Annotated in this window: 17 protein-coding genes; 9 read left to right on the top strand and 8 right to left on the bottom strand. The window is 53.4% G+C overall.

The window, feature by feature from the left end; all coding sequences use genetic code 11:
• Positions 1-13: 13 nt before the first annotated feature.
• The gene (locus DF283_RS04005; RefSeq protein ID WP_303673422.1) at positions 14-844 is read left to right on the top strand and encodes a hypothetical protein; all 831 of its coding nucleotides are present in this window, start codon (positions 14-16) and stop codon (positions 842-844) included.
• Here the strand turns inward: DF283_RS04005 and uvrA are convergent.
• A complete protein-coding gene (gene uvrA / locus DF283_RS04000; RefSeq protein WP_303673421.1) occupies positions 834-3689 on the bottom strand; it encodes an excinuclease ABC subunit UvrA in 2856 nt (951 codons plus the stop codon). The genes DF283_RS04005 and uvrA overlap by 11 nt on opposite strands.
• Before the next feature lie 226 nt (positions 3690-3915).
• Here uvrA and DF283_RS03995 point away from each other — a divergent pair, with 226 nt between their 5' ends.
• Complete coding sequence (locus tag DF283_RS03995; protein ID WP_303673420.1) at positions 3916-4137, top strand: hypothetical protein; 222 nt, start codon at positions 3916-3918, stop codon at positions 4135-4137.
• A 484-nt stretch (positions 4138-4621) separates the two neighbouring features.
• Entirely contained in the window at positions 4622-6223 is a 1602-nt protein-coding gene (locus DF283_RS03990) for a phospholipase D-like domain-containing protein (protein WP_303673419.1), read from the top strand.
• On the opposite strand, the gene DF283_RS03985 is transcribed toward DF283_RS03990, so the two are convergent.
• On the bottom strand, positions 6220-6501 hold the full coding sequence (locus DF283_RS03985; RefSeq protein WP_303673418.1) for a GIY-YIG nuclease family protein: 282 nt from the start codon (positions 6499-6501) through the stop codon (positions 6220-6222). The genes DF283_RS03990 and DF283_RS03985 overlap by 4 nt on opposite strands.
• 296 nt (positions 6502-6797) lie before the next feature.
• Between DF283_RS03985 and DF283_RS03980 the strand changes: the two genes are divergently transcribed.
• Positions 6798-8105 carry a S8 family serine peptidase gene (locus DF283_RS03980; RefSeq protein WP_303673417.1) on the top strand — a complete coding sequence of 436 codons (1308 nt, stop codon included), beginning with the start codon at positions 6798-6800 and terminating at the stop codon, positions 8103-8105.
• 108 nt (positions 8106-8213) lie between these two features.
• Here DF283_RS03980 and DF283_RS03975 read toward each other — a convergent pair whose 3' ends face one another.
• Together DF283_RS03975 and DF283_RS03970 are read right to left on the bottom strand one after the other, a co-directional pair.
• A complete protein-coding gene (locus DF283_RS03975) occupies positions 8214-9479 on the bottom strand; it encodes a M16 family metallopeptidase (RefSeq protein ID WP_303673416.1) in 1266 nt (421 codons plus the stop codon).
• Between the two features lie 3 nt (positions 9480-9482).
• A complete protein-coding gene (locus DF283_RS03970) occupies positions 9483-10913 on the bottom strand; it encodes a M16 family metallopeptidase (protein ID WP_303673415.1) in 1431 nt (476 codons plus the stop codon).
• A gap of 401 nt (positions 10914-11314) precedes the next feature.
• Between DF283_RS03970 and smc the strand changes: the two genes are divergently transcribed.
• Genes smc through DF283_RS03950 form a run of 4 tightly spaced genes read left to right on the top strand, consistent with a single transcriptional unit; the run spans position 11315 to position 17601 of the window.
• Entirely contained in the window at positions 11315-15049 is a 3735-nt protein-coding gene (smc, locus tag DF283_RS03965; RefSeq protein WP_303673414.1) for a chromosome segregation protein SMC, read from the top strand.
• The gene (locus DF283_RS03960) at positions 15033-15884 is read left to right on the top strand and encodes a segregation and condensation protein A (protein WP_303673413.1); all 852 of its coding nucleotides are present in this window, start codon (positions 15033-15035) and stop codon (positions 15882-15884) included. The genes smc and DF283_RS03960 overlap by 17 nt, the downstream gene beginning before the upstream one ends.
• The gene (gene scpB / locus DF283_RS03955) at positions 15881-16540 is read left to right on the top strand and encodes an SMC-Scp complex subunit ScpB (RefSeq protein WP_303673412.1); all 660 of its coding nucleotides are present in this window, start codon (positions 15881-15883) and stop codon (positions 16538-16540) included. Before DF283_RS03960 ends, scpB begins: the two co-directional genes overlap by 4 nt.
• Positions 16541-16581: 41 nt before the next feature.
• A complete protein-coding gene (locus DF283_RS03950) occupies positions 16582-17601 on the top strand; it encodes a DUF4238 domain-containing protein (protein ID WP_303673411.1) in 1020 nt (339 codons plus the stop codon).
• Between the two features lie 156 nt (positions 17602-17757).
• On the opposite strand, the gene DF283_RS03945 is transcribed toward DF283_RS03950, so the two are convergent.
• The 3 genes from DF283_RS03945 to DF283_RS03935 form a co-directional block, all read right to left on the bottom strand.
• Complete coding sequence (locus DF283_RS03945) at positions 17758-18051, bottom strand: hypothetical protein (protein ID WP_303673410.1); 294 nt, start codon at positions 18049-18051, stop codon at positions 17758-17760.
• Between the two features lie 72 nt (positions 18052-18123).
• Entirely contained in the window at positions 18124-19071 is a 948-nt protein-coding gene (locus DF283_RS03940; protein WP_303673409.1) for a hypothetical protein, read from the bottom strand.
• A gap of 96 nt (positions 19072-19167) precedes the next feature.
• Complete coding sequence (locus DF283_RS03935; RefSeq protein ID WP_303673408.1) at positions 19168-19497, bottom strand: hypothetical protein; 330 nt, start codon at positions 19495-19497, stop codon at positions 19168-19170.
• 437 nt (positions 19498-19934) lie between these two features.
• On the opposite strand from DF283_RS03935, the gene DF283_RS03930 reads away from it, so the two are divergent.
• Positions 19935-20855, top strand: a complete 921-nt coding sequence (locus tag DF283_RS03930; RefSeq protein WP_303673407.1) for a phasin family protein — start codon at positions 19935-19937, stop codon at positions 20853-20855.
• Here the strand turns inward: DF283_RS03930 and acpS are convergent.
• Positions 20852-21283: a holo-ACP synthase gene (gene acpS / locus DF283_RS03925; RefSeq protein WP_303673406.1), complete on the bottom strand. Its 432-nt coding sequence runs from the start codon at positions 21281-21283 to the stop codon at positions 20852-20854. The two genes, DF283_RS03930 and acpS, sit on opposite strands and share 4 nt — an antisense overlap.
• Between the last annotated feature and the right edge of the window lie 4 nt (positions 21284-21287).

Genomic DNA, 21287 nt, shown 5'->3' with positions numbered 1-21287 from the left:
GAGTGACACAGCCATGGGCCTTTTGGGATTTTCTGGCAAGCACTTGAAAAAAACGCTCAGCAAAGGCAACCTGTTCTCCGCAATCAGCACAGCCATCGCCCAGCGGATTTTAAGTCGATCCCGTCAAAAGTGGGAGCAGGCCCGGGCGGAAAGCGAAGCGGCGTTACTGTCGCAAATTTCCGCCTACGAAGTGGGCCGGGGAGCGGGTAAACTGCTGAAGGGCTGGCTGCGCTTTCAACATCCCCGCCTGAATCTGGCCCAGGCAGAGGGCGCATTATTACCCCTCCTCACGGCCATGGACGCTGAGGATCACCTGCCGCAGGAGCAGGCCCTGAGCCGCTTTATCGTTTCCAAAACGCTGTTTTCCATTGAAGGGTTTAAACTGACCCACTGCCGCTATGAGAGCTATCAGCAAGCCGCTTTGGAGCGTTTGAGAAAAAACCCGGAACAGCGTACACTCACCCGCAGCGAGGTGTTTCAGGGTCGTGTCTTTTTACCGGAAGACATTATCGCCACGACGCATCGCATGCTGTTGCTGCTGGACAATGGCCGCATGGCCGACTATCTGCAACCGTTTCTGGAAACCGGCCCACTGAACGATGACGCCGACCACATGGCCCGACTCATCGCCATGACCTTTCAGGCGGACGACGACACCTTGGGGACGGCTATTAACACGTGGTTCCAAAGCTACTGCGATTTTAAAATCGACGAGAGCCATCAGCAGGAGCTGTGGGTGAACACGTCCGTCAACGCGGTCAGCGGCGGATTACCGGCCCAAGTGGGCTGGGACTTGCTGGGCCGGGCGGGCAAGCACTTTTTTAGCAGCAACCCTAAGCGCTAGCCACCGGGGACTGCAGGCGCTTCTTCAGGAAAGCACCGGTTTCGCTGTGCGCATTGGCCATAATTTCCCTTACCGAGCCTTGAGCCACAACCTGCCCCCCACCGGCGCCGCCTTCGGGGCCCATGTCCACCACGTAATCGGCCTGGGCGATGAAATCGATGTTATGCTCAATCACAATCAGGGAGTGTCCTGCCGCCACCAAGCGCCGGAAGGCCTGCACCAGCAAAGCGATGTCGGCCATGTGCAAGCCGGTGGTGGGTTCATCAAACAAAAACAGGTACTGATCTTTAGCCACCCGAACGCTATCCAGTTCCGCATGGCCCGCTGGCAGGTAGCTGGCCAGCTTCAGACGCTGGGCCTCCCCGCCGGACAGGGTGGCGGTGGACTGCCCCAGCTTGAGGTAGCCCAGACCAATTTCCTGCAGGGGCAGCAACTTGTTGCTGATTTTACGGCTGCTGGCGAAAAAGCGCACCGCCTCATCCACGGTCATGTTCAACACATCGTTGATGTTTTTACCCTCAACCTCCACCGACAAAACGTTGGGGTTGAAGCGACGACCCTGACAATCGTGGCAGACCACGGTCACATCCGCCATAAATTGCATATCAATGGTCAGGGTGCCCAGACCCTCACAAGTTTCGCAGCGCCCGCCCGGGGTGTTGAACGAAAAATGACCGGGGGAAATCCCCAGAATCATAGCCTTGCGAGATTCGGCAAACAGTTTGCGGATGTCATCATAGGCTTTCACGTAAGTGACCGGATTGGAGCGTGCCGAGCGGCCCGGCGGACTTTGATCCACCATCAGCACATCTTTGAATCGCTCCAGCCCCAGAATTTCCTCATGCGGGGCTTCATCCAGCTGCAAGGATCGGGACTGACTGTGTTCGTAGGCGGCAAACAGGGTTTGCTTAATCAGGGTGGATTTCCCCGAGCCGGACACCCCACTGACACACACCAGCTGGTTGACTGGAAATTGCACAGTCAGGTTTTTCAGGTTATTGCCACGAGCGCCCCGAATCTCAATAAAATCCGGCTGAGCAGTTTTGGCGTTGATCTTCTCTTTTTTAGAGACACTGGCTTTGGGCGCACCTGATTTGGCAACCGATGAGGATGGAACCAGTAATTCCGGGTTGGCCAGATAGCGGGCCGTTTGAGAGTAGGCAACCTTTAGCAAGCCCTTGGGTTTTCCCTCATAGACAATGCGTCCGCCATCCTCTCCACCGGACGGCCCCATGTCCACAATGTAATCGGCAGCCAGCATCACTTCCGGGTCATGCTCCACCACCACAATGGTATTGCCCTGATCCCGCAGCTTTTGCAGAATGCGTATCAGCCGATCCGTGTCCCGGGCGTGCAGGCCCACGGTGGGTTCATCCAGCACGTACAATGTGTCAGTCAGCCCACTGCCCAGGGCGGCGGACAGGTTAATGCGCTGGGCTTCCCCGTTGGAGAGGGTGCGAAACTGTCGGCTGAGCGTAAGGTACGTGAGGCCCATCTCGTTCAGGTAGGTCAAGCGGCTTTTAATCTCCTGAAGCAGCCGTTCGGCGATGGTTTGGTGGGTGGGCGGCAAGGTCAGCGCCTCAAAAAAGCCCACCAGCTCGGCAATGGGCATCTCCCCGATGTCCAGAATATTCTTGCCCTGCACCCGCACATTCAGGGCATCCCGGCGCAGACGAGAGCCCAAGCAATCCGGGCAGGGGTAATAGCCCCGATACTTGGCCAAGAGGACCCGCACATGCACCTTGTACTTCTTGGTTTCCAGCCAGTCGAAAAAGCCCCGAATCCCATCGAACTCGCCGCCGCCATCAATGACAAAAGCCTTCTGAGCGTCAGTCAGTTCGTTCCAGGGCTTATCCAGCGGAATTTTTCGCTTTTTGGCCTCGGTAGCCAGATACTCATAGCCATCGATGTAACTGGGCTTGGTAAACGGATGAATGGCCCCCTTAGCCAGACTAAGGTTCTTGTTGGGGATGACCTTGTCCATATCGATGCCGATGATGCGGCCAAAGCCCTCGCAGGCGGGACAAGCCCCCATGGGGCTGTTAAAGGAAAACAGATTGGCAAAGGGTTCAATAAAGGTCTTGTGACAGCTCAGGCAGGCGAATTCATTCTGAAACAACTGGCTCTCGCCGCTCTCCAGTGTGAGAACCTCAATTTTGCCATTGCCCAGCGTCAGTGCGCTGCGAATGGATTCCAGCAAGCGGGCCCCCAGCGCCTTGTGCTTGATGATCAGGCGATCGATAACGATGCGCACCAGCTCATGCGAGGACAATTCTTCTCGCACCTGGTTAAGATCCTGCATTTCCCCGTTGCGGTAAATCCGGTAGAAGCCCTGCCGAAGCAACTCGTCCACCCCGAATTCCTTGAGCTGCACAGGGGCCAGCAGCAACACTTTCTGGCCTTCCGGGTAGGCTTGCAGAATGCCCTGGATTTTAAAGGGATCGGCCCGGCTAACGTCCCCACCGCAGGCATCGCAGCGGGTTTGCCCCACGTTGGCGTACAGCAAGCGCAGGTAATCGTAAATCTCGGTCGCCGTCCCCACGGTGGAGCGGGCATTTTTGACCGAATTTTTCTGCTCCAGGGCGATGGCGGGCAGAATATGCTGAATACTGTCCACATCCGGCTTTTCAATACGGGCCAAAAACTGCCGGGCGTAGGAGGACATGGACTCGATGTAGCGGCGCTGTCCTTCGGCGTACAGGGTATCAAAGGCCAGGGAGGACTTCCCGGAGCCGGAGGGCCCGGTGATGACCGTCAACTGGTCGTGAGGCAAATCGCAGCTCACGTTTTTCAGGTTATTCACCCGAGCGCCGGTAATTTTGATCCATTGGTTGCGAGTAGGCATGTGCCCTATTATGACCGAAAACAATCGGCTTGACGATGCTCTGGCTCATCTGAAGCAGACTGCTCACCTTCCATAAAATGTATGCCAGCACTCCAGTTTTGAGCAGACCACTCACCGGACGTTCGCCCCCACGCTGCCTGACACAAAAAACACCCGTTTGGTTTTTATGCATCCATAACTGGTTGTTTTTAGGGGACAGTCCAACTGGGACTTAGGGGATAAAGCAATGAACGATCAATCGCGTGAAATTGAGCGTCGTCTGGGCGAAGCCTACGCTGAAATGCTGCGGCAAAACCCACACGCCGACAACCCTTATAAAGATTGCAAAGAAGTCATCCAGTCCTCACTGGGGGTACTGGATCATTACAATCGCATCGCCCTGGCCATGAAAGGCGCCTTTAGCCCCAAACGCAGGGCCTTTGCCACGGCCAACGTGCCCAGCCAGTAGCTTTTTCGTTTCAAAGCCCTCTGTTTGGAAGTCGACTTTTTAGAAGCCAGCTTTTTAGAGCCAACTTTCAAGCCTTCCGCCCGTCGCACCCCGCCACGGGCTTTTTTAGCGTTTGCCATCCCCAGTGCTGAAAAAAAACACGGTGCCCGCTTCAGTATTTCAAACGGACGGAATCCCAGCCTGACAGACGATTGAGGGCTGATGCGTCTGAGTTCCAACAAGCATCATTGTGCTGCTTGTTTAAAAATACCTTTGACTTTCCAGCTGAGCCGGGTACAATGGCCGTTAATTGAAAGAAAAGTGAGTTTCAACGTAATCCGTGCCACAGGCAGTGAGGCATTTTTAACGATTTGGGTTTCAACAAACACACAGCCCCCTGAGTGATGGGGACTGCGTAAAACTCTGTGCGGACTGGCCCTGCCGTTGCCGGAAAAATTGACGTGCCTGGCATTCAGCATCGTATCAAAGGAATTGGAGGGAGTTTGTGTTAAACGCTATTGCAAATAAAGTACCAACAACGTTCCGACCCGTGGTCCTGTTTGCGGCCAAGGGAGCAAACGGCAATCCGCAGATAGAACCGGCCAGCGAACCGGTCACCCCATCTCATAAAGCGTTCACCGTGCGGCACTTTATGCCACCGGCCAAGGACGTGTTTCATTACGCCATTCCAACCGCCCACGGCGTGAAAAATGACAAAACCGTGGTGGAAAGCCTATTGGGGGGCGAGCAGATTTTCGGCAAAATCGATCAAATCATACGAGAGGCGGAAACCGGCTCCGGCAAGCAAAAGCCCTGGCTGATGCTGAACCTGTATGAACTGCAAAATCCGGAAGTCTACCCGGAGCGCAAGTGCGCCACTGGCGCGCCCGGGGCGGCCATTCACCACAGCCTGCTGGATCGCATTATCAGTTTGCACCGGGAGCAAAAAGCCAATGTGCGCATTCTGCTGGACAACAGCAAGCAACAGCCCCGCGTGATGGAGCGGGATCCGGCCAAGGCGTTTAAGGATCAGGCCAAAACGCTGATGGAGCCGAATCACAACGATCGCACCATTGAGCGCCTGAGAGCCTTCAACGTGCCTTTTTTAACCTATCCCAACGAGGTCGCACTGAAAAATCACGTGAAGCTGATTATACTGGATAACCGCAAGGCCATTGTGGGCGGCATGAACTGGGGCAACCACTCCACCATGAATCACGACGGGGCCGTGTACATTGAAGGCCCCGATGTACGCAACATCTTCCACAAAGTCTATAAGCCGGACTGGACCACCTCTCAGGGAAAAAGTGAGGATTTGCCGGACATTAAACCCTTCCATCAAGGCCGTGTCAAAGTGCTGCAAACCACCCACCACAAAGCCGATCAAGGGGCTAAAAATGACGTATTGACTGAAATCCTGAAGCAGATCGACAAAGCGGACAGTAGCATCCACGCCCAACTGTTTGTCCTGACCCACAAAGCGGTGGTGGATGCCCTGATCCAGAAGCATCGCCAGCTGACCCAGCAAGGCAAGGAAGGTGTCAAACTGCTGGTGGATGAGGGGCTGTACAAAATTTTCCCCAACTGTCGGGCCGGTATCCAGAAGCTGGATGACGCCGGGGTTCCCATTCGCTTTTTCAAGGAGAATAAAGCCACTGAGGAAAAGTTGCACGCCAAATGGGCCGTGTTTGATCGCAAGCACCTGCTGATTGGCTCAGCCAACTGGTCCAGTCTAGGCCTGGACAGCAAGGGCGCTGAGCCCCCCGTGCAACCCACCGGCGACTACGGAGCCCTCAGCGAGGCCGAGGAAGACCATGGCGGCAGCGGCAAAATCCCCTACAAAACCAACCACGAAATTGCCACCATGATAGAAAACGCGCCCAACGTGGCTGGTACGTTTGCCAGTCAGGCCGATCATGATTTCTCATTCCGCCGTGGGGTGGTGGAATTGAGCAAACCCGTTTCCTGGAACAAGGCGGATGAAACCAAAAGCTGGAAAAATCAGCCGCCCCGCAAACCGTGGAGCCCCAAGCGCCAAACCGAAGAAGCGCCCCCACAGGAAGCAGGCAGCAGCCCCAAACGCAAGCGCCTGGAAGTTTCCGCTTAAAGCAACTCCGACACGCTGTCCTCAAGCTGGCTCTGAATCAGGGCCAGCTTTTGCTTGCGAGATAACCGCTTGATCCGGGCCTCATAACGCATGGCTTCCGCCCTGGAGTCAAACCGCCACTGGGCCACCAGTTGCACCGGCAAGCGCACCCGGGTGTATTTGGCCCCTTTCCCCGCGTTGTGCTGGGCCAGCCGTTGCTGTGGATTGATCGTCCACCCGCAATAGAGCGTGTCATCCGCGCATTTCAGCAAGTACGTATAAAATCCGGAATCTGCCATACGCCTCAGTCGGTTTGGAGCGGGTCGCTCGCCCACCCAAAACCGGCACCCCCATTGAAAGACTGTATCGAGCGGGAGTGAGCGAAGATATCGCCCGCATTGATTGGGACTATCCAGTTTAAATCCATTGTAAAAAACTCATAAAAACAATCAATTTAAAACAGGCATGATTTTTTATTTAGCATAGCACCCCACAAGGCTTGGCGGGTGCATTCAGACGCGTTGGGCGGTGTGGCAAGAATATACATGGCTTGAAGACACAGTGGCCGAAGCCACATTGGATGGAGACACAGTGAATGGCAAGTAATGGGCTGAACCTCTGGGCAAACCCGAATGGGGCCGTAAGCGGAACCTATCCCAATCCCTGGGGAGGGTCCTCTCCAAAGACATCGGCGTACGGCTCACAGCCTTCCATTGAGGATATATTTCCCTTTGGCGGGAATCCGCTACTCAGCGAGGGATCCGCAGGGCAAGCCGGAGCGTTGGCGCAACTGCTGCAAAGCCTGCTGGGCAACGCGGAAGGGTTGCCTTTCCAGCCCCCCCAGGCCTCCGCCAAAAACCGGGGCAGTGCCGTCATTGTGGAGGTGGGCTACACCGGAGACGGCAAAGCGGATGAGCATGCCCAATCCGTGATGGAAGTTTATCGTCGGTACAACCCGAACGGGGCAGCGGCTCTGGAAGGCATTAATGACACCGCTCAGGACGGCCCGGCCAGCACCCGGGCAAAATCGGCCCCAGCGGCTCCCAAGCTCAATAGCCAGCAAGCGCTGGATGAATTGATCGACACAGGGGCCACGGACGCCCTTAACGTGTTCAGCCGGGAAATCGATCAAGTGGTGCGTGACGGCAAGGGCACGGTGATTAACGGCTCTCTGGGCTTCTCTCGCAATGAGCTGTATATCGATACCCTGCATGCCCTTCAGGCCAACCCCGCCCTGGCCCAATACGTGGGACTCAAACCCAGCGACATTCAAAATCTGGACGTGAATAAAGATGGGGTGACCACGGTTACGGAGCCCGTGGCCAACGCCATCAGCACCTATGTGGACAATCGGCTGGACGCGCCCGACTCCGCATTCCAGCAAGCCCGGGCCCGCTATCAGGCCAGCACCCGCAATGCGGCTCAAAGCGGCGTCGCCGTGGTGGTGGCCGCTGGCAACGAACATGCGCTGAACGAGGTGTTCCCCAGAGCCACACCGGGTGGAGACACCAACTTTCTGGCCCAAAGCGCCGATGTTATCTCGGTAGCCGCATCGGATGATCAGAATACGCCCCAATTGCAGGATGATACCATTGGCAGCTTCTCCTCGTGGGGAGATGGCGCCTACAACCCCACCATCGCCACCGATGGCGTGGGGGTGGAAACCCAATTTGGCCCGCAGGACGGTACCTCCTTTGCCGCACCCAAAGTGGCGGCTATTATCGCGCGAATGCAGCAGCAAAACCCCAATTTAAGCGTGGCCCAACTTAAGGCCATTTTGCAGCAAACCGCCGTGGACACCCAGGCCGATCCCTTGGCGGAAGGGGCGGGCATTTTAAATCCCGAAGCCGCCTTGTATGCCAGCGCGCCAAGCCCATTCCCCATGGCTGCCGGGTACTACTAAATTAAGGCCATCCAAATGAAGACGGCCCTAACGTTGCTAAAACCAATCAGCCTTCAGTCGCCTCCAGACGGGAACAACATCAGGGCACTGAAGCGCTCAACGTTCCGGTTAAAAAATTCGGGACGGGCCTACCAAAGAAACCAGAGCCGGTTGCAACAGATATTGCCGCACCACCCGCTGCACATCCGCCGGGGTCACCGCTTCAATCTGTTCCGGCACCCGGGCGATCTCTTCCAGGGAGCGGCCTTGCGTAAAATTGGCCCCAATGTAATTGGCTTGCTGATGGGCTGTCTCCAGAAACACGGAGCGACGGCCTAAAATATTGCGCTTGGCATCGGCCAATTCCTCGGCGGAAACCGGAATGTCCGCCAGCTTGTTCACTTCCTCGATAAAGCCCTTCAGGCACTTGTCCTTGTTCTTGGGCTCCGTGCCAATGTACAGGTAAAACAACCCTTTGTGCCGATACGCTTCATAGGTACTGCGCACGTTGTAGGCCAGTCCCTGCTTGTCCCGCAGTTCCAAAAACAACCGGGAACTCAGGCCTGCGGCCCCTAAAATGGTGTTCATCAAGGCCAGCGGGGCGTAGTCGTCATGCTTGGCTTCCGGCACCAGCCAGCCTTTAAAAATATGCGCTTGGGAAGAATCATCCCGGGCAAAGGTAATCAGTTCATCCTGGGTTAAAGTCAAATTACGTAACCGGGCCTGTACGCTATCCTCCACCACGGGTGCGTTTGGGGCCCCGCTGGGGAAAGATTTTTCCAGGGCCTTGGCCATTTTATCCGCCGAAATATTACCGGCCACCGAAACGATTAAGTTTTGGGGGGTAAACACCCGTTGATAATGGGCTTTCAGATCCGCCACGGAATTAAGCGATGGCAGGGCATCCAGAATAACACTGCTCACAATCCCGTACGGGGTGTTTTCAAATAGTTTGCGAATAAACTGATCGGATGCCCGGCTTTTTGGGGAGTCCAGATCCATCATCACTTCTCCCGCCACCTTTTGCTTTTCCCGCTCGAATTCGCTAAACGTGGCGTTATAAAAAAAGTCGGCGATCAGCTCAAAAGAAGTGTCCAGATCCTCTTCCAGCAAAGTGGCGTGAATGGCGCTGTAATCCCGCTTGGTGTCAGTGTCCACCTCTAAGGTCAGTCCGTCCAGTTCAATGGAAATCTGTTCCTGATTGCGGGTAGTGGTGCCCTTCAGCAACAGGCGATCCACCATATCGGACACACCGGGCACGGCATCCAGCAAATTGCCACCCGGCAAAAACATGGAAATGGCCAATCGAGGGGCGGTCTCAATGGGGGTATGTAACAGCGTAGCACCGGTGGACAGCTTCAAAATTTCCGTGGGGAGCGCCTCGACCTTCAACATGGGTTACGCCTCTCCTTCACCGTCATCTTCAGATTTCAAAGCGCCTTCCCCCGGCACCATGACCGAGGTGTAGGCCTGGTCCAAAGTCAGGTAGCAACGGGCCACGGCGTTCACCGTATCCACATCCAACTGGTTCAACACGGTCAAATAATCCAGATAGGACTCAATGGAGCCCACCACGGTGATGGCCTCCCCAATGGTCTCGGCAATGCCTGAGGCGGTTTCCGAGGTTTCGGCGAAATTGACCTTTAATTTTTTCAAAGCCCGCTGGAATTCCGCGTCCGTAATGGGTTCCGTGGTCAGTAATTTTTCCAGCTCGGCTTCCAGTTTCTTTAAAACCGGCTTGGGATCGCTTTGCCCATCCGGGAAATTGAAGTTCCCCTGAATGAAAAACACGTTCCCCAACTTAAAAGTGGACTGCCCGCAACTGACGTAGTTGTATACGGGCGTGGCCGGTTTTTCCAGCAAAGCCTGGGTTAGACGGGAACTGCGCCCTTCGCCCAGTACGTGGCTGACCACATCCAGAGCAATGGTCTCTTTCAGATTTTTAGGGTCAGGAGCGTGAAAACCCATAATAAAGAAGGAAGTCTGGTACTCGCCCTTCACCTCATCGTAACGTTGGGCGGTGGGGGCTTTAAACTGCTCGGCCCGTGGGGTAACGCCCTTGCCGTTGGCCGCGATTTTGAATTTTTCAAAGTCGAAATACCGGCAGATTTTTTCTTCCAGCGTATTGAAATCAAAATCACCCACCACAATGGTGGTCATGTTGGAAGGCGAATACCACTGCCGGTAGTACTCGTAAATGGTTTCTCGAGGCACGTTCCCAATGATCTGACGAGTACCAATGACATCCCGCTGATAAGGGTGTCCGGCATCGTACATCATATGGTTCACGGAATTATAAATTTTGGTCCAGGGCTGATCTTCCCGCATGGAAATCTCTTCGATAACCACGCTGCGCTCCCGTTTCTCACCCTTATAGTCAGGGTCAAAGGGATCGTACTGCGGGCCCACTTCCTCATCCGGGATGGTAGAACCCAACATCATATCCGAATGCAAATCCAGGGCCAGTTCAAAGTTTTGACCCAACTGGGCCACATCGGACTTGCCCTTGGGGCCGGTCACGTAATAGAAGGTAAAATCTTTCCAGGTAGCGGCATTAATAACCGCGCCCATGGACTCCATGGCCTTGTCAAACTCGCCGGGCTTAAAACGCGCCGTCCCCTTGAACATCAGGTGTTCCAGAAAGTGAGAAATCCCGTTGATTTGATCGTCCTCATGAATGGAGCCGGTTTTCACCCAAGTGCTGATGTTGAACACATCGCCCTTCTTGGGGACAAACACAAAGGTATACCCATTGTCATAGGTCACCATCCGCGCTTCTTCAGACAGGTGTGGGATTTTTAAAGACTTGGCCTCTTTCATGCTCATCATTTTACAAGAAATTTTCGGAATCGTACAGTAAAACTGCCTCAGCCGCTTTACAGAGCGTTCACCCCAAAAACGATGCGCCCCGATTTATCACCAAGCGTTAAGCTGCCCACTGGAAAAATTCCGCATGACAACGCCCTGTGTGCTACGATATGTATCGAGTTCGGCTTTCAAAACGCTGCCTGTGAAGCCAGTGCAGCACAATGGGTTAGCGACTGGCAGCATTAGAGAGACACAGACAACCGTCGTTCGCGCCAACATCCATTGTCCCAGGTCGTTCATCCTTGGAATTCCGTCTACCCAAACAGTATTTGGGACATCCAGTAAACCGTTTCCGTATTCTTGATGGGCGTCAGATTCCATCCCGATAGAGATTCAGGAGCTTTAAAGGGTCGTTACCGGTAATGCACATCCACCAAATCGTCATTGACAACTTCAAGTCCTTCGCCGAAAAGACGGTAATCCCCTTTGAGGATGGCTTTACCACGGTTTCCGGGCCCAACGGCTCCGGCAAAAGTAACATCATTGATAGCATTCTGTTTTGCCTGGGACTCTCCACCTCTCGCACCATGCGGGCCGAGAAACTATCGGATCTCATCAACAACCTCTCCAAGCGCAAAGAGGCCATTGTCACCATCACCTTCCGAAAAAGCGCCGAGGACATGGCCAAAGCGGCCATCCAGATACCTTTGGAACTCTCTGGCACCGATGGATCGGAACAGAGTCCATCTGAAGAAACGGCCATCGAGGACGCGGAACCTTTGCCGGTATCCGAATCCCAGGATCTGACCGGGGTGAAGGAAATTTCGCTGACTGATTTAGGCCCCAATAGCGAATTCGTGCAAATCACCCGTCGCATTCGGGGGAACGCCAGCGGCTATACCAGCACCTACTACATGAACGGAAAGCCCACCACCCTGACCGATATCCACGATTATCTGGGGCAGTTCAACGTCTCTCCGGGCACTTACAACGTGATGATGCAGGGCGATGTGGCGGGCATTGTCAACATGTCGCCCATGGAGCGGCGCAAGATTATCGATGAAATCGCTGGGGTGGCCGAGTTTGACCGCAAAATCGAACAGGCCCAGCGGGAACTGGAAGCCACCGGGGCCAACATCGAGCGCAACACCATTTTGCTCAATGAAATTAACCTGCGACTGGAACAACTGGGCACGGAGCGGGATCATGCCCTGAAATACCAAAAATTGCGGGATGAAAAAAACCGCTATGAGGGCATGTTGCTGGCCGCCAAGTATCTGGACATTCAGAAAGCCATCAGCGCCACCCACCAAAACCTGGTGGATGCGCGCAAACAAAAGGAATCCGCCCAGCAGCTCATCCATCAACTGGTGGCCGATATTCAGGTGACCCACGCCCAACTGCTGGATCTCTCCAGTCAGGTCAAAAAGAAGGGCGAAGATCAGCAAATCGCCCTAAAGAAGCAGATTGAAGGGCTCAAGGGCCACATCGCCCGCAAAGAGGACGCCATTAAGAACATTGAGGAAAAAACGGCAGACAACCAGCGGCGGGCCGAGCAAGCCCAGTCAGAAATCCAGCGCATGCAGGAGAAATCCAACGATCTGGATGAGGCCATCAAGGGTTTTAATTATCAATACAAGGAATTACAAGCCTTGTATAACGATGAGGCCAAAGAGGCCCAGAAGCTGGAGCAGCAATTCGATGCCCTCACCGGCTCTAGCAGTGAGTTGAGTGTGAAACGCAGCGGCATTCGCCAGCAATTGACGGAAGCGGAAGATGTGGTTTCCCGACTCAACCGGGACAAGCTGGATCTGGAAGCGGAAATCAAGCGCAACCAGTACGAAATGGATATTCGCTTGCGCAGCAATCAGGAAGGCGCTGACAAACTGGTGGTGTTAAACGGTCGTCACGCCAATCTCAGCCGGGATGTCAAAATTTTTGGAGATGAAAAAGAGGCCTTTGAAGCCCAACTAAACCAGTTACAACGAGACTATGGACAGGCCAAGGTCAATTTAAACCAGACCCAGGCCAAATATCATGAATTCCACCGGGAATACGTGCAACTGGAAGCCCGCCAGCGGGCCTTCGAGGAAGTTAACTTCACCCGGGCCGTGGACACGGTTCTAAAATCGGGCATGTCGGGCGTGCATGGCACCGTTGCCCAGCTGGGCGATGTGAATCAGGAATATGCTTTGGCCATGGAAATCGCCCTGGGTGGGCGGATTCAGAACATCGTGGTGGATGACGAGCAGGTGGCCAGCGAAGGCATCCGTCTGTTGCAAGAAAGCCGGGCCGGACGGGCCACCTTCTTGCCCCTGAGCAAAATCCAGAACTTCCGGGGGCTGCCCCCCTTGCCTCGGGACCCGGGGGTCATCGATTACGCCGTAAACCTGATTGAATTTGATCACCAGTACGAAGACGTCTTTAGCTACGCCTTAGGGGACACCCTGATTGTGGAAGACGCCCTGGCTGCCCGTAAGCTGCTGCGCAAATACCGCATGGTGACGCTGGATGGCAGCTTGATGGAAAAATCGGGGGCCATGACGGGCGGTTCGCAATCGAATCGGGGGCGCAGCGGTAACTACTTCGGTGGCAGCAACGTTGAGCAGGAATTGCAGACCCTGGCCAAGCGGCTGGAACGGGCCGAGATGGAGAAGGAAACCCACCAAAAGCAACTGACCCAGCTGGAACTCAAAATGGAAACGGTTAAAGCCGATTATACGGCCCTCATGCAGCAATACTCCCGGGCTTCCGCCGGGCTGGATGAGGTGAACGCCCAACTGGAAGAGATTCGTAAACTGCAAGAAAGCGCCGTGGACGTCAGTGATCTGAACGCTGAAATCGAACGGCTGACCAAGGAAATTCAGGCACTGGAAGCCAATCTGGCCCAGCGCCAAAGCACGGTACAAACGCTGCAAGGCGAGCTGGACGCCATTGAAAGCCAACTGCCCAGCGAGCAGATCGATGAGCTGCGGGAGCGCATGAAGGAAGTGAAATTCCAGATGGAATACTACGACTCCCAGATGCGCAACGCGCAAACCGACATTAAAAGCAAGGAAATGGAAAAAAACTTCCAGCAGGTGGGTATTCAGGACAGCAAGAAGCGCATTGAGGAATTCACCCAGCACAGCGCTACCATGGTCAAAGAAAAAGCCGCCGCCATTGAGGAAATTCAGCTAACCGTAAGGCAAATCAACGAGCTGGAAGCCCAGACCACCGAGCTGGATGAGGAACTCAAGAAGCTGCAGGACGAGCGGGATCAGGTGCAAGCCCTGTTGATTGAGCAGGAGAAGCAGAAAAACATTCAGGAGCGCAACGTGCAGCAACTGGATGAGCAAATGCTGGCTTTTCAGGCCCGTAAGCGAGAGCTGGAACCCCAGTTGCAACTGGTGCGCAACCAGCTCAAGCTGGCTGAAATTGACGCGGACACCATTCAGGCCGATCAATTGCCCTCCGGCGAGGAAGTCACCCAGAACATCGCCCGCCTGAGCAAGAAGATGGAGAGCATGGAGCCGGTCAATATGCTGGCCATTGAGGAATTTGATCGGGTCAATGGCCGCCGCAACGAACTGGCCGAAAAGATTGAAACGCTGAATCAGGAGCGGGAAACCATTCAGGTTAAAATCGCCAGCTATCATGAGCTGAAGCGGGTGTCCTTCATGAAGGCCTATGAAAGCGTGGACGCCAACTTCCGCAGCATTTTCGCCGAGCTGTCCGATGGCAGCGGGGAGTTGATGCTGACCAACCCGGATTCGCCGTTTGAAGGCGGCTTGACCATTCACGCCCAACCCCGTGGCAAAAAGATGCTTCGGATTGAGGGGCTGAGCGGCGGGGAAAAATCCCTGACTTCATTGGCCTTTGTGTTCGCCATCCAGCGCTATATGCCAGCCCCTTTCTATGCCCTGGACGAGGTGGATCAGAACCTGGACGGGATTAACGCCGAAAAACTGGCTCACATGGTCAACCGGGAAGCCCGTCGGGCCCAGTTTATTGTGGTTTCCTTGCGCAAACCCATGATTGAATGCTCCGAGCGAACCATCGGGGTCACCCAGCGTCAAAATGGCATAACCAAGGTCACCGGCATCAAGCACCGCCCCGACGAAGCACCCGCAAGCTCGGGAACTGAGGGAGATCAGGCCATTGCAGCCGCGTCCTGAACCCAGCCCACAGCCAGAATCTTTTTCTGAGCCCACCAAGCCCGCCGATGGGGTGGAATTGCTGGTGGAAATGGCCAAATCCGGGGAAATTGACCCCTGGAATATTGATATTGTAAAAGTGGCCGATCAGTACTTGCAAGCGGTGGCCGAACTGAAAGAATCGGATCTGAAGATCACCGGCAAAACCCTGCTGTATCTGGCCATTTTGCTGCGCATGAAATCGGATCAACTGGCGGGCATTAATTACCTGAACCCACCGGATGAGTTTCTGGATGAACTGCTGGAACCGGATTTTATGGACAACAACCGGGTTATCCAGCCCAAGTTCAGCTTTCGCTCGTTGGATGAGGTGATCAAGCGCCGCACCAGCACCAAACAGCCCCGGATTCGCAACGTCACCCTGGAAGATCTGATTCTGGAGCTGCAAAAATATGAGGAACTGGAAAAGCGCCGCAGCCTGAAAGAAAAGGTGGAAAAGGCCAGCCATCGGCGCATGATGGATTACGCAGACTTTACCGCCGATGACATTGAGGAAATGGCCCACGAGGAGTTCCACGAGGACACCGTGAGCCAACTGCGGCACCTGCTGGAGCGGGTGTTGATTCATCAGGAACAGGTGTCCCTGACCGAGATTATGGAGCGGGGACGACTGGATAAGATTTCCGCCTTTTTGGCCCTGCTGTTTTTAACCGCCCGAGGGGGCTTTTCCATGCGTCAGGACGAATTTTACGCCGAGGTTTATGTGGCCCCGGATGCCCCCGAGAGTAATACCCCCGAAAACGATACTCTCACTCAAGGGAATAATCAGGACAATCAAGAGGAACTGGCCGGATGAGCGTGCATTACGGATACCCGGAAACGGATGATGAGGATAACGATCAACCCCAGCCGTTTCAGGTGAAGCTGCCAGCGGGGCAAAGCCTGAAAGGGCGCATTGAGTCGGTGTTGTTTATGACCGGCAAAGCCTTGACTCTGCTTGAAATCGCCCAGATGATTGACGCCCCCTACGAGGAAACCGAATTTGCCCTGATGGAACTGATGGGCGATTACAACTTTCGGGAAGGCTCTTCGCTGGAGATTGATGACACGGACGGCTACATTTTGCAGGTGAAAGAAGAGTACGGGGATATGGTCAATAAGATGATGCCGCTGGAAATGTCCGCCGCGGAGTTGCGCACCTTATCCGCCATCGCCATCAAGGCCCCCGTGCTGCAATCGGATCTCATTGAATGGCGGGGCAGCGTGGCCTACGACCATATCGCTAACCTGCTCAAGCACAAGCTAATCACCAAGCGCCGGGAAGGCCGCTCTTACCAGTTAAACGTGACCCGCCACTTTCATGAGTATTTCAAGCTGACCGCGGATCGCAAGGATTTGGCCCATTTAGTGAAGCTGATCGGCAAGGAAAACCGGGGGGAGCCTGAGATCCCGGAAATCCAGCGCCACGAGGGCGACTACGAAGACGCCGCCGCCGAGGATGTAGTGAGTTAAACCACCAGTCTTATGAACAAAACATTAAGAAATCAAGATAAATGGTTGATAATAAACCCGCCAAAAAGCATCACTATATTCCTCAAATGCTTTTATCGAGATTCACACCAAATAGCAGTAATAACTCAATGCTCTGGGCTTTGGATCATAAAACGATTAAGCAATTTTCTATATATCCTAAGAACATAGCCTTTGAAAACGACCTCTATAAGATTGAGAAGGTAAATGAAGATAGTCAAATAAAGCCTGACTACCTAGAGCAAAAAGTATTCGCGGCCATTGAAAGTAAGGTAGCGCCAGTCATAAAGTGGATTGATGAAAAGGAGTGTCTGCCAAATAAATATAGTGAAGACTTTTGCACACTGATGGAGTTTATTTGTCTCCTTTTTGTAAGAACTCCTCGATTCAAAGAGAATACCAACGAACAGTTCGATAAGGTCTTGAAGTGGTATCTCAATACAGATTTAGCCCACATGAAGCAATATGAATCTTACAGAGCCCAAACAGAAAACACCCTAAAGCAATTTGATCCAAGTTTGAATTTTGAAGGCTATAAAAAATACGTGAAAAAAGTTACAAGCGATAACTATCAATTTGAGTGGACCCAAAACCATTTTCTGAAATTTCTACTCGAAGCTTGGAAGGAAAATACTCCATACTTTTTTAAGAGAACTTGGGATATTTACATAGCTGACTCAAATGACAATGATAATTTTATAAGCTGTGATAATCCTGTCAGTCTTGACTGGAGTGATCCTAATTTTAATTCAGGCTTATACGGGGTGGGACTAGCCTTAAAAAAAACACAAATCAGTATCCCTTTAACAAAGAAGATAGCGCTTATCGGCACATTTGAAAATGAGGGTAAAGTTGTAAAAGCTTCTCGGTACGAAGTAGCAGCCATAAATTCTTTAACAGGTATGAATGCTAAGCGTTTTGTGTTTTCACCTTATAAGAACTTCTACTGGCTAGATACTGTTCAGAAAGTATGTCGCTCCGAAGAGCTAATCAGGCTTAAAAGACAAGAATCACTTGGTTCTTTCAAAGAGGCAACACAATGACTTCGAGTTAGCATTTTAAAAGGGAAATACGGGACGTCCCTATCCTTTCCATTCCCGACCGTAAGATAAAGGAGGGAGTGATTGCAGACTTCTGAGAAAAAGAGTGGTACCTGGAATCAAAACAAAAATTTTGCGAAGCTCTGAAGTAAAACTGACCTAGCGCAACTTGTCCAGCCGGGTACCCACGGTTTTGGGATTGCCCCGGGCGATGTCACCTTCCACTTTTTCCACCTGGGCCTGAAGCAACTGAATCCGCTGCTGGGCCATTTTCCGGTTCTTTCCCAGGTTGGCCAGGGTATGAATCATGCGGCCGATATCCCCCACCAGTATTTGAATGGGATTCCGCTCCGTCACAAAAGAATTCAGGCTGGCCGCGTACAGATAGGGATCCACAGGCGGCTGGGCCGGAGGAGGAGAATCATTCGAATTTCCGGTCGGAGAACGATCCATGGCAACAAATCTCGTGGTTCTCTGTTCAATGAGCGATACCCGGGAAGTGGCGAATTTTGAAGCAGACTCCGCCTAGATATTTTCCAACGCTTTTTTGTCACCTTCTACGGATTCCTTGAGCAACTTCCGCAAGATTTCTTCTTGCGCGTCGATCTGCTTGACCGTGGTTTCCAGGTTTTTGATTTTGGAGGACAAAATCGTATCGGCGTTCACCAACAATCGGTTGGAAATAGTCTGGAAACTGGACAACACCGCCCCGGAGACGCCACTTAAAATCGATCCGCCCGCGGCGGCGGCCAGACCAAACGGCCCGAAAAATGGCCCTAATGTGGTCAGTAAGCCCCCAATCCCGCTGACAATCCCTGCGGCAGGCATGACCCAGTTTCGTCCGAAACCAGCACCGGCAGCCGTACCCAAGGCCAATCCGCCCGCCGTGGCCGCCCCCCCAATACCAGAGGCACCCCCGGCGATAAAACCGCCATTCAAGGCCCCCACATCGCCACCAATGGGACTGGCCCCACCAGTAAAAACACCACCAATGGTGCCCGTGGCCATGGGAAAGCCAATGCTTCCCAATCCGGAAAACCCCAGCGCACTGGCCCCCAGTGAGCCAGCACCCAACGCTGAAAACAAACTCAGTGGCCCAATGGCTGAGTTGCCAATGGGGGCCGCGCCACCGGTGGTAATACCGGTCACATTGGAAAACGGTGCCAGACCAAAGGCGGCCTGACCGCCCGGTAAAATGCCCGTTCCGCCCGACATTGGAGAGTAATAGGACGTGCCGGGAATGTTAATGGCCTCGCTGCCAAAAGTAGGAAGAAAAGGGGAGCCACCGATCATGCGGGCCACGTTCATCAGCAAACTGCCGAATTTACCCACGCCGCTGCCACCGAGAGCAGGGCCCGAGACCGTCAAATCCCGCAAACGATCATAGGTTTCAAACAGCTCGGCTTTGGCCGCGCTGCCCGCTTTATCGTAGCTGCCCATAATGACAAGGTATGAATCGTTTTTGTAGCTCATGGCTTTGGGTGGACCTCCCGGTCAATTATCCAATCTGATAGATCCGCGGTATCTTGATGGACTAAATTTTCCTCAGTCTGATTCTCTCTTCGGCTGTTATGCAAAAGTCTTGAATGTAAGTTCAACATTCTTATCAATTACTTTTTTAACCGCTTCCAGTTCGGTCTGTACAGCCTGCTGCTGAGTGTCTACCCGCCGCAATTGAAGCTCCAGCGCTTTATCCAGACTCTGAATGGCGGTGATCCTTAACTGAATCCGGATGGCCTCATCAGAGTCAGGTTCCAGGTTGGTGCTGGAGTTATAGAGATCATTCTGAACATTGGCAAGCGTTAACCGTGACTGGTTAATTTGTTGTCCGGTTAATTCCAGGTCGTTCTTGCGGGCGGTCAGGCTAAGATACCTGGATTGGCTGGCTGCAAGTCCCATGATGGATCAATCCTTTTAATCAAGTGTCTTTCTCAAGCGTTTAAAAAATAGTTCCAAGTCTTCCAGATTACTATCGGACCGGGCCATCCAAACCTTTAATCCACAGTCTCATCACAAGGCGGAATTCCTCTTTTTGGGGGAATTTTCAAATTCGCGCAAAAATTGTCTTTTCCCGGCTTTAAGCATCCCTTTTGGGTTTTCAGCACTGCTGCCGACTCAGTCGATTACCGAGATATTGGAAGTATAAGCAGATTCAGGACAAGATCAGGTAAAATTTGTGAAGAAATGGCGCACTGAAATTTGGCAGGCCTTTTGAGCAAAATCACCAACGTTTTTCCCTAACCAAATGGATAGAATCACAAGCAAAAGCATAAAATTTAAAAAAGCAATGATACAATAACACTGATAATTTCTGGATAGCGAGAGGAGTTTCAACATTGAAAACCAAGAAGGCGACAGCCTCCAAAAGTTCGGCAACCAAGAAGCCTGCCAGCATCAAAAAAACCACTAAAAGCAGTGTGAAATCCGCGGTTAGTAAAGCCAGCACCAACGGCAAGGCACACGTTAGCCCCCGGAAAACTCAAAAAAATGATTCTCTGGAAGGCTTGAAAAAAGCGTTTCTGATCGGCTTGGGCGCCACCGTGATGACCGCTGAAAAGCTGAAAGACGCGGTCACTGATCTGGTGGATGAGATGGTGGCCCGGGGAGACATCAAACCCAACGAAGCCAAAAAAGTGGCCGAGGATCTGAAAAAGCGTTTTCAAAGCAGCAAATCCGATTTTGACAGCACCCTCCGCAAGGCCATTGCCTCTGCCAGCCAGACCATTGGCAAGGTGGCCTCTGATTTAAAGAAAGCCGCCAGAAAAAAAACGACGGCCAAAAAGCCCGCCGCTAAAAAAGTCACCGCCAAAAAACCGGTCGCTAAAAAAGCGGTAGCCAAGCCCGCCGCTAAAAAAGTCACCGCCAAAAAACCGGTCGCTAAAAAAGCGGTAGCCAAGCCCGCCGCTAAAAAAGCCACCGCCAAAAAACCGGTCGCTAAAAAAGCGGTAGCCAAGCCCGCCGCCAAAAAAGCCACCGCCAAAAAACCGGTCGCTAAAAAGGCAGCCGCCAAGCCCGCCGCTAAAAAAGCCACCGCCAAAAAACCGGTCGCTAAAAAGGCAGCCGCCAAGCCCGCCGTGAAAAAAGTCGCCGCCAAAAAACCGGTCGCTAAAAAAGCGGTAGCCAAGCCCGCCGTGAAAAAAGCCATCGCCAAAAAGCCCGTTGCTAAAAAACCGGCAAAACCGGTGAAGGCTCCTGTCAGCAAAGCACCGGCAGTGGAGTCCAAACCAGCCCCGCAAGAGGCTCCGGCAACGGCTTAGACCTTAATCAGTCCGGTCACGGTAGCGATGGCATAATCGCCGTCGTGAGAGAGGCTGAAACGCCAGCATTCAATGTTTAACTGTCTTGCGCATTGCAGAGCCCTCCCGCTCAAAACGAGTTCGGGGGGGCTTTGTTTATGGGCAACCACTTCCACATCCTGCCAGTCAATCCCCTGCCCCCAGCCCAGCCCATTCAGACCCGAGCCCAGAGCCTTGGCCACGGCTTCCTTCACCGCGATGCGCGCAGCCACCCGTTTCAGGAAAAACGCTTCCCGAAAAACGCCGTCTCCCTGACAGTAGGCCAACTCCCGGGGTGTGAGCAGACGTTGTACAAAACGCAGCCCCAATCGGGCATAACTCCGGCGCAAGCGAGGGATATAAACCAGATCGGTACCCACGCGTAAGTCTCTAAAAGTGTGTTGATTCAACGGA

The sequence above is a fragment of the Vampirovibrio chlorellavorus genome (assembly GCF_003149375.1).
Lineage (GTDB): Bacteria > Cyanobacteriota > Vampirovibrionia > Vampirovibrionales > Vampirovibrionaceae > Vampirovibrio > Vampirovibrio chlorellavorus_B.
Note: the sequence above shows the minus strand (reverse complement) of the source record. Positions and strands in the feature narration are given on the sequence as shown.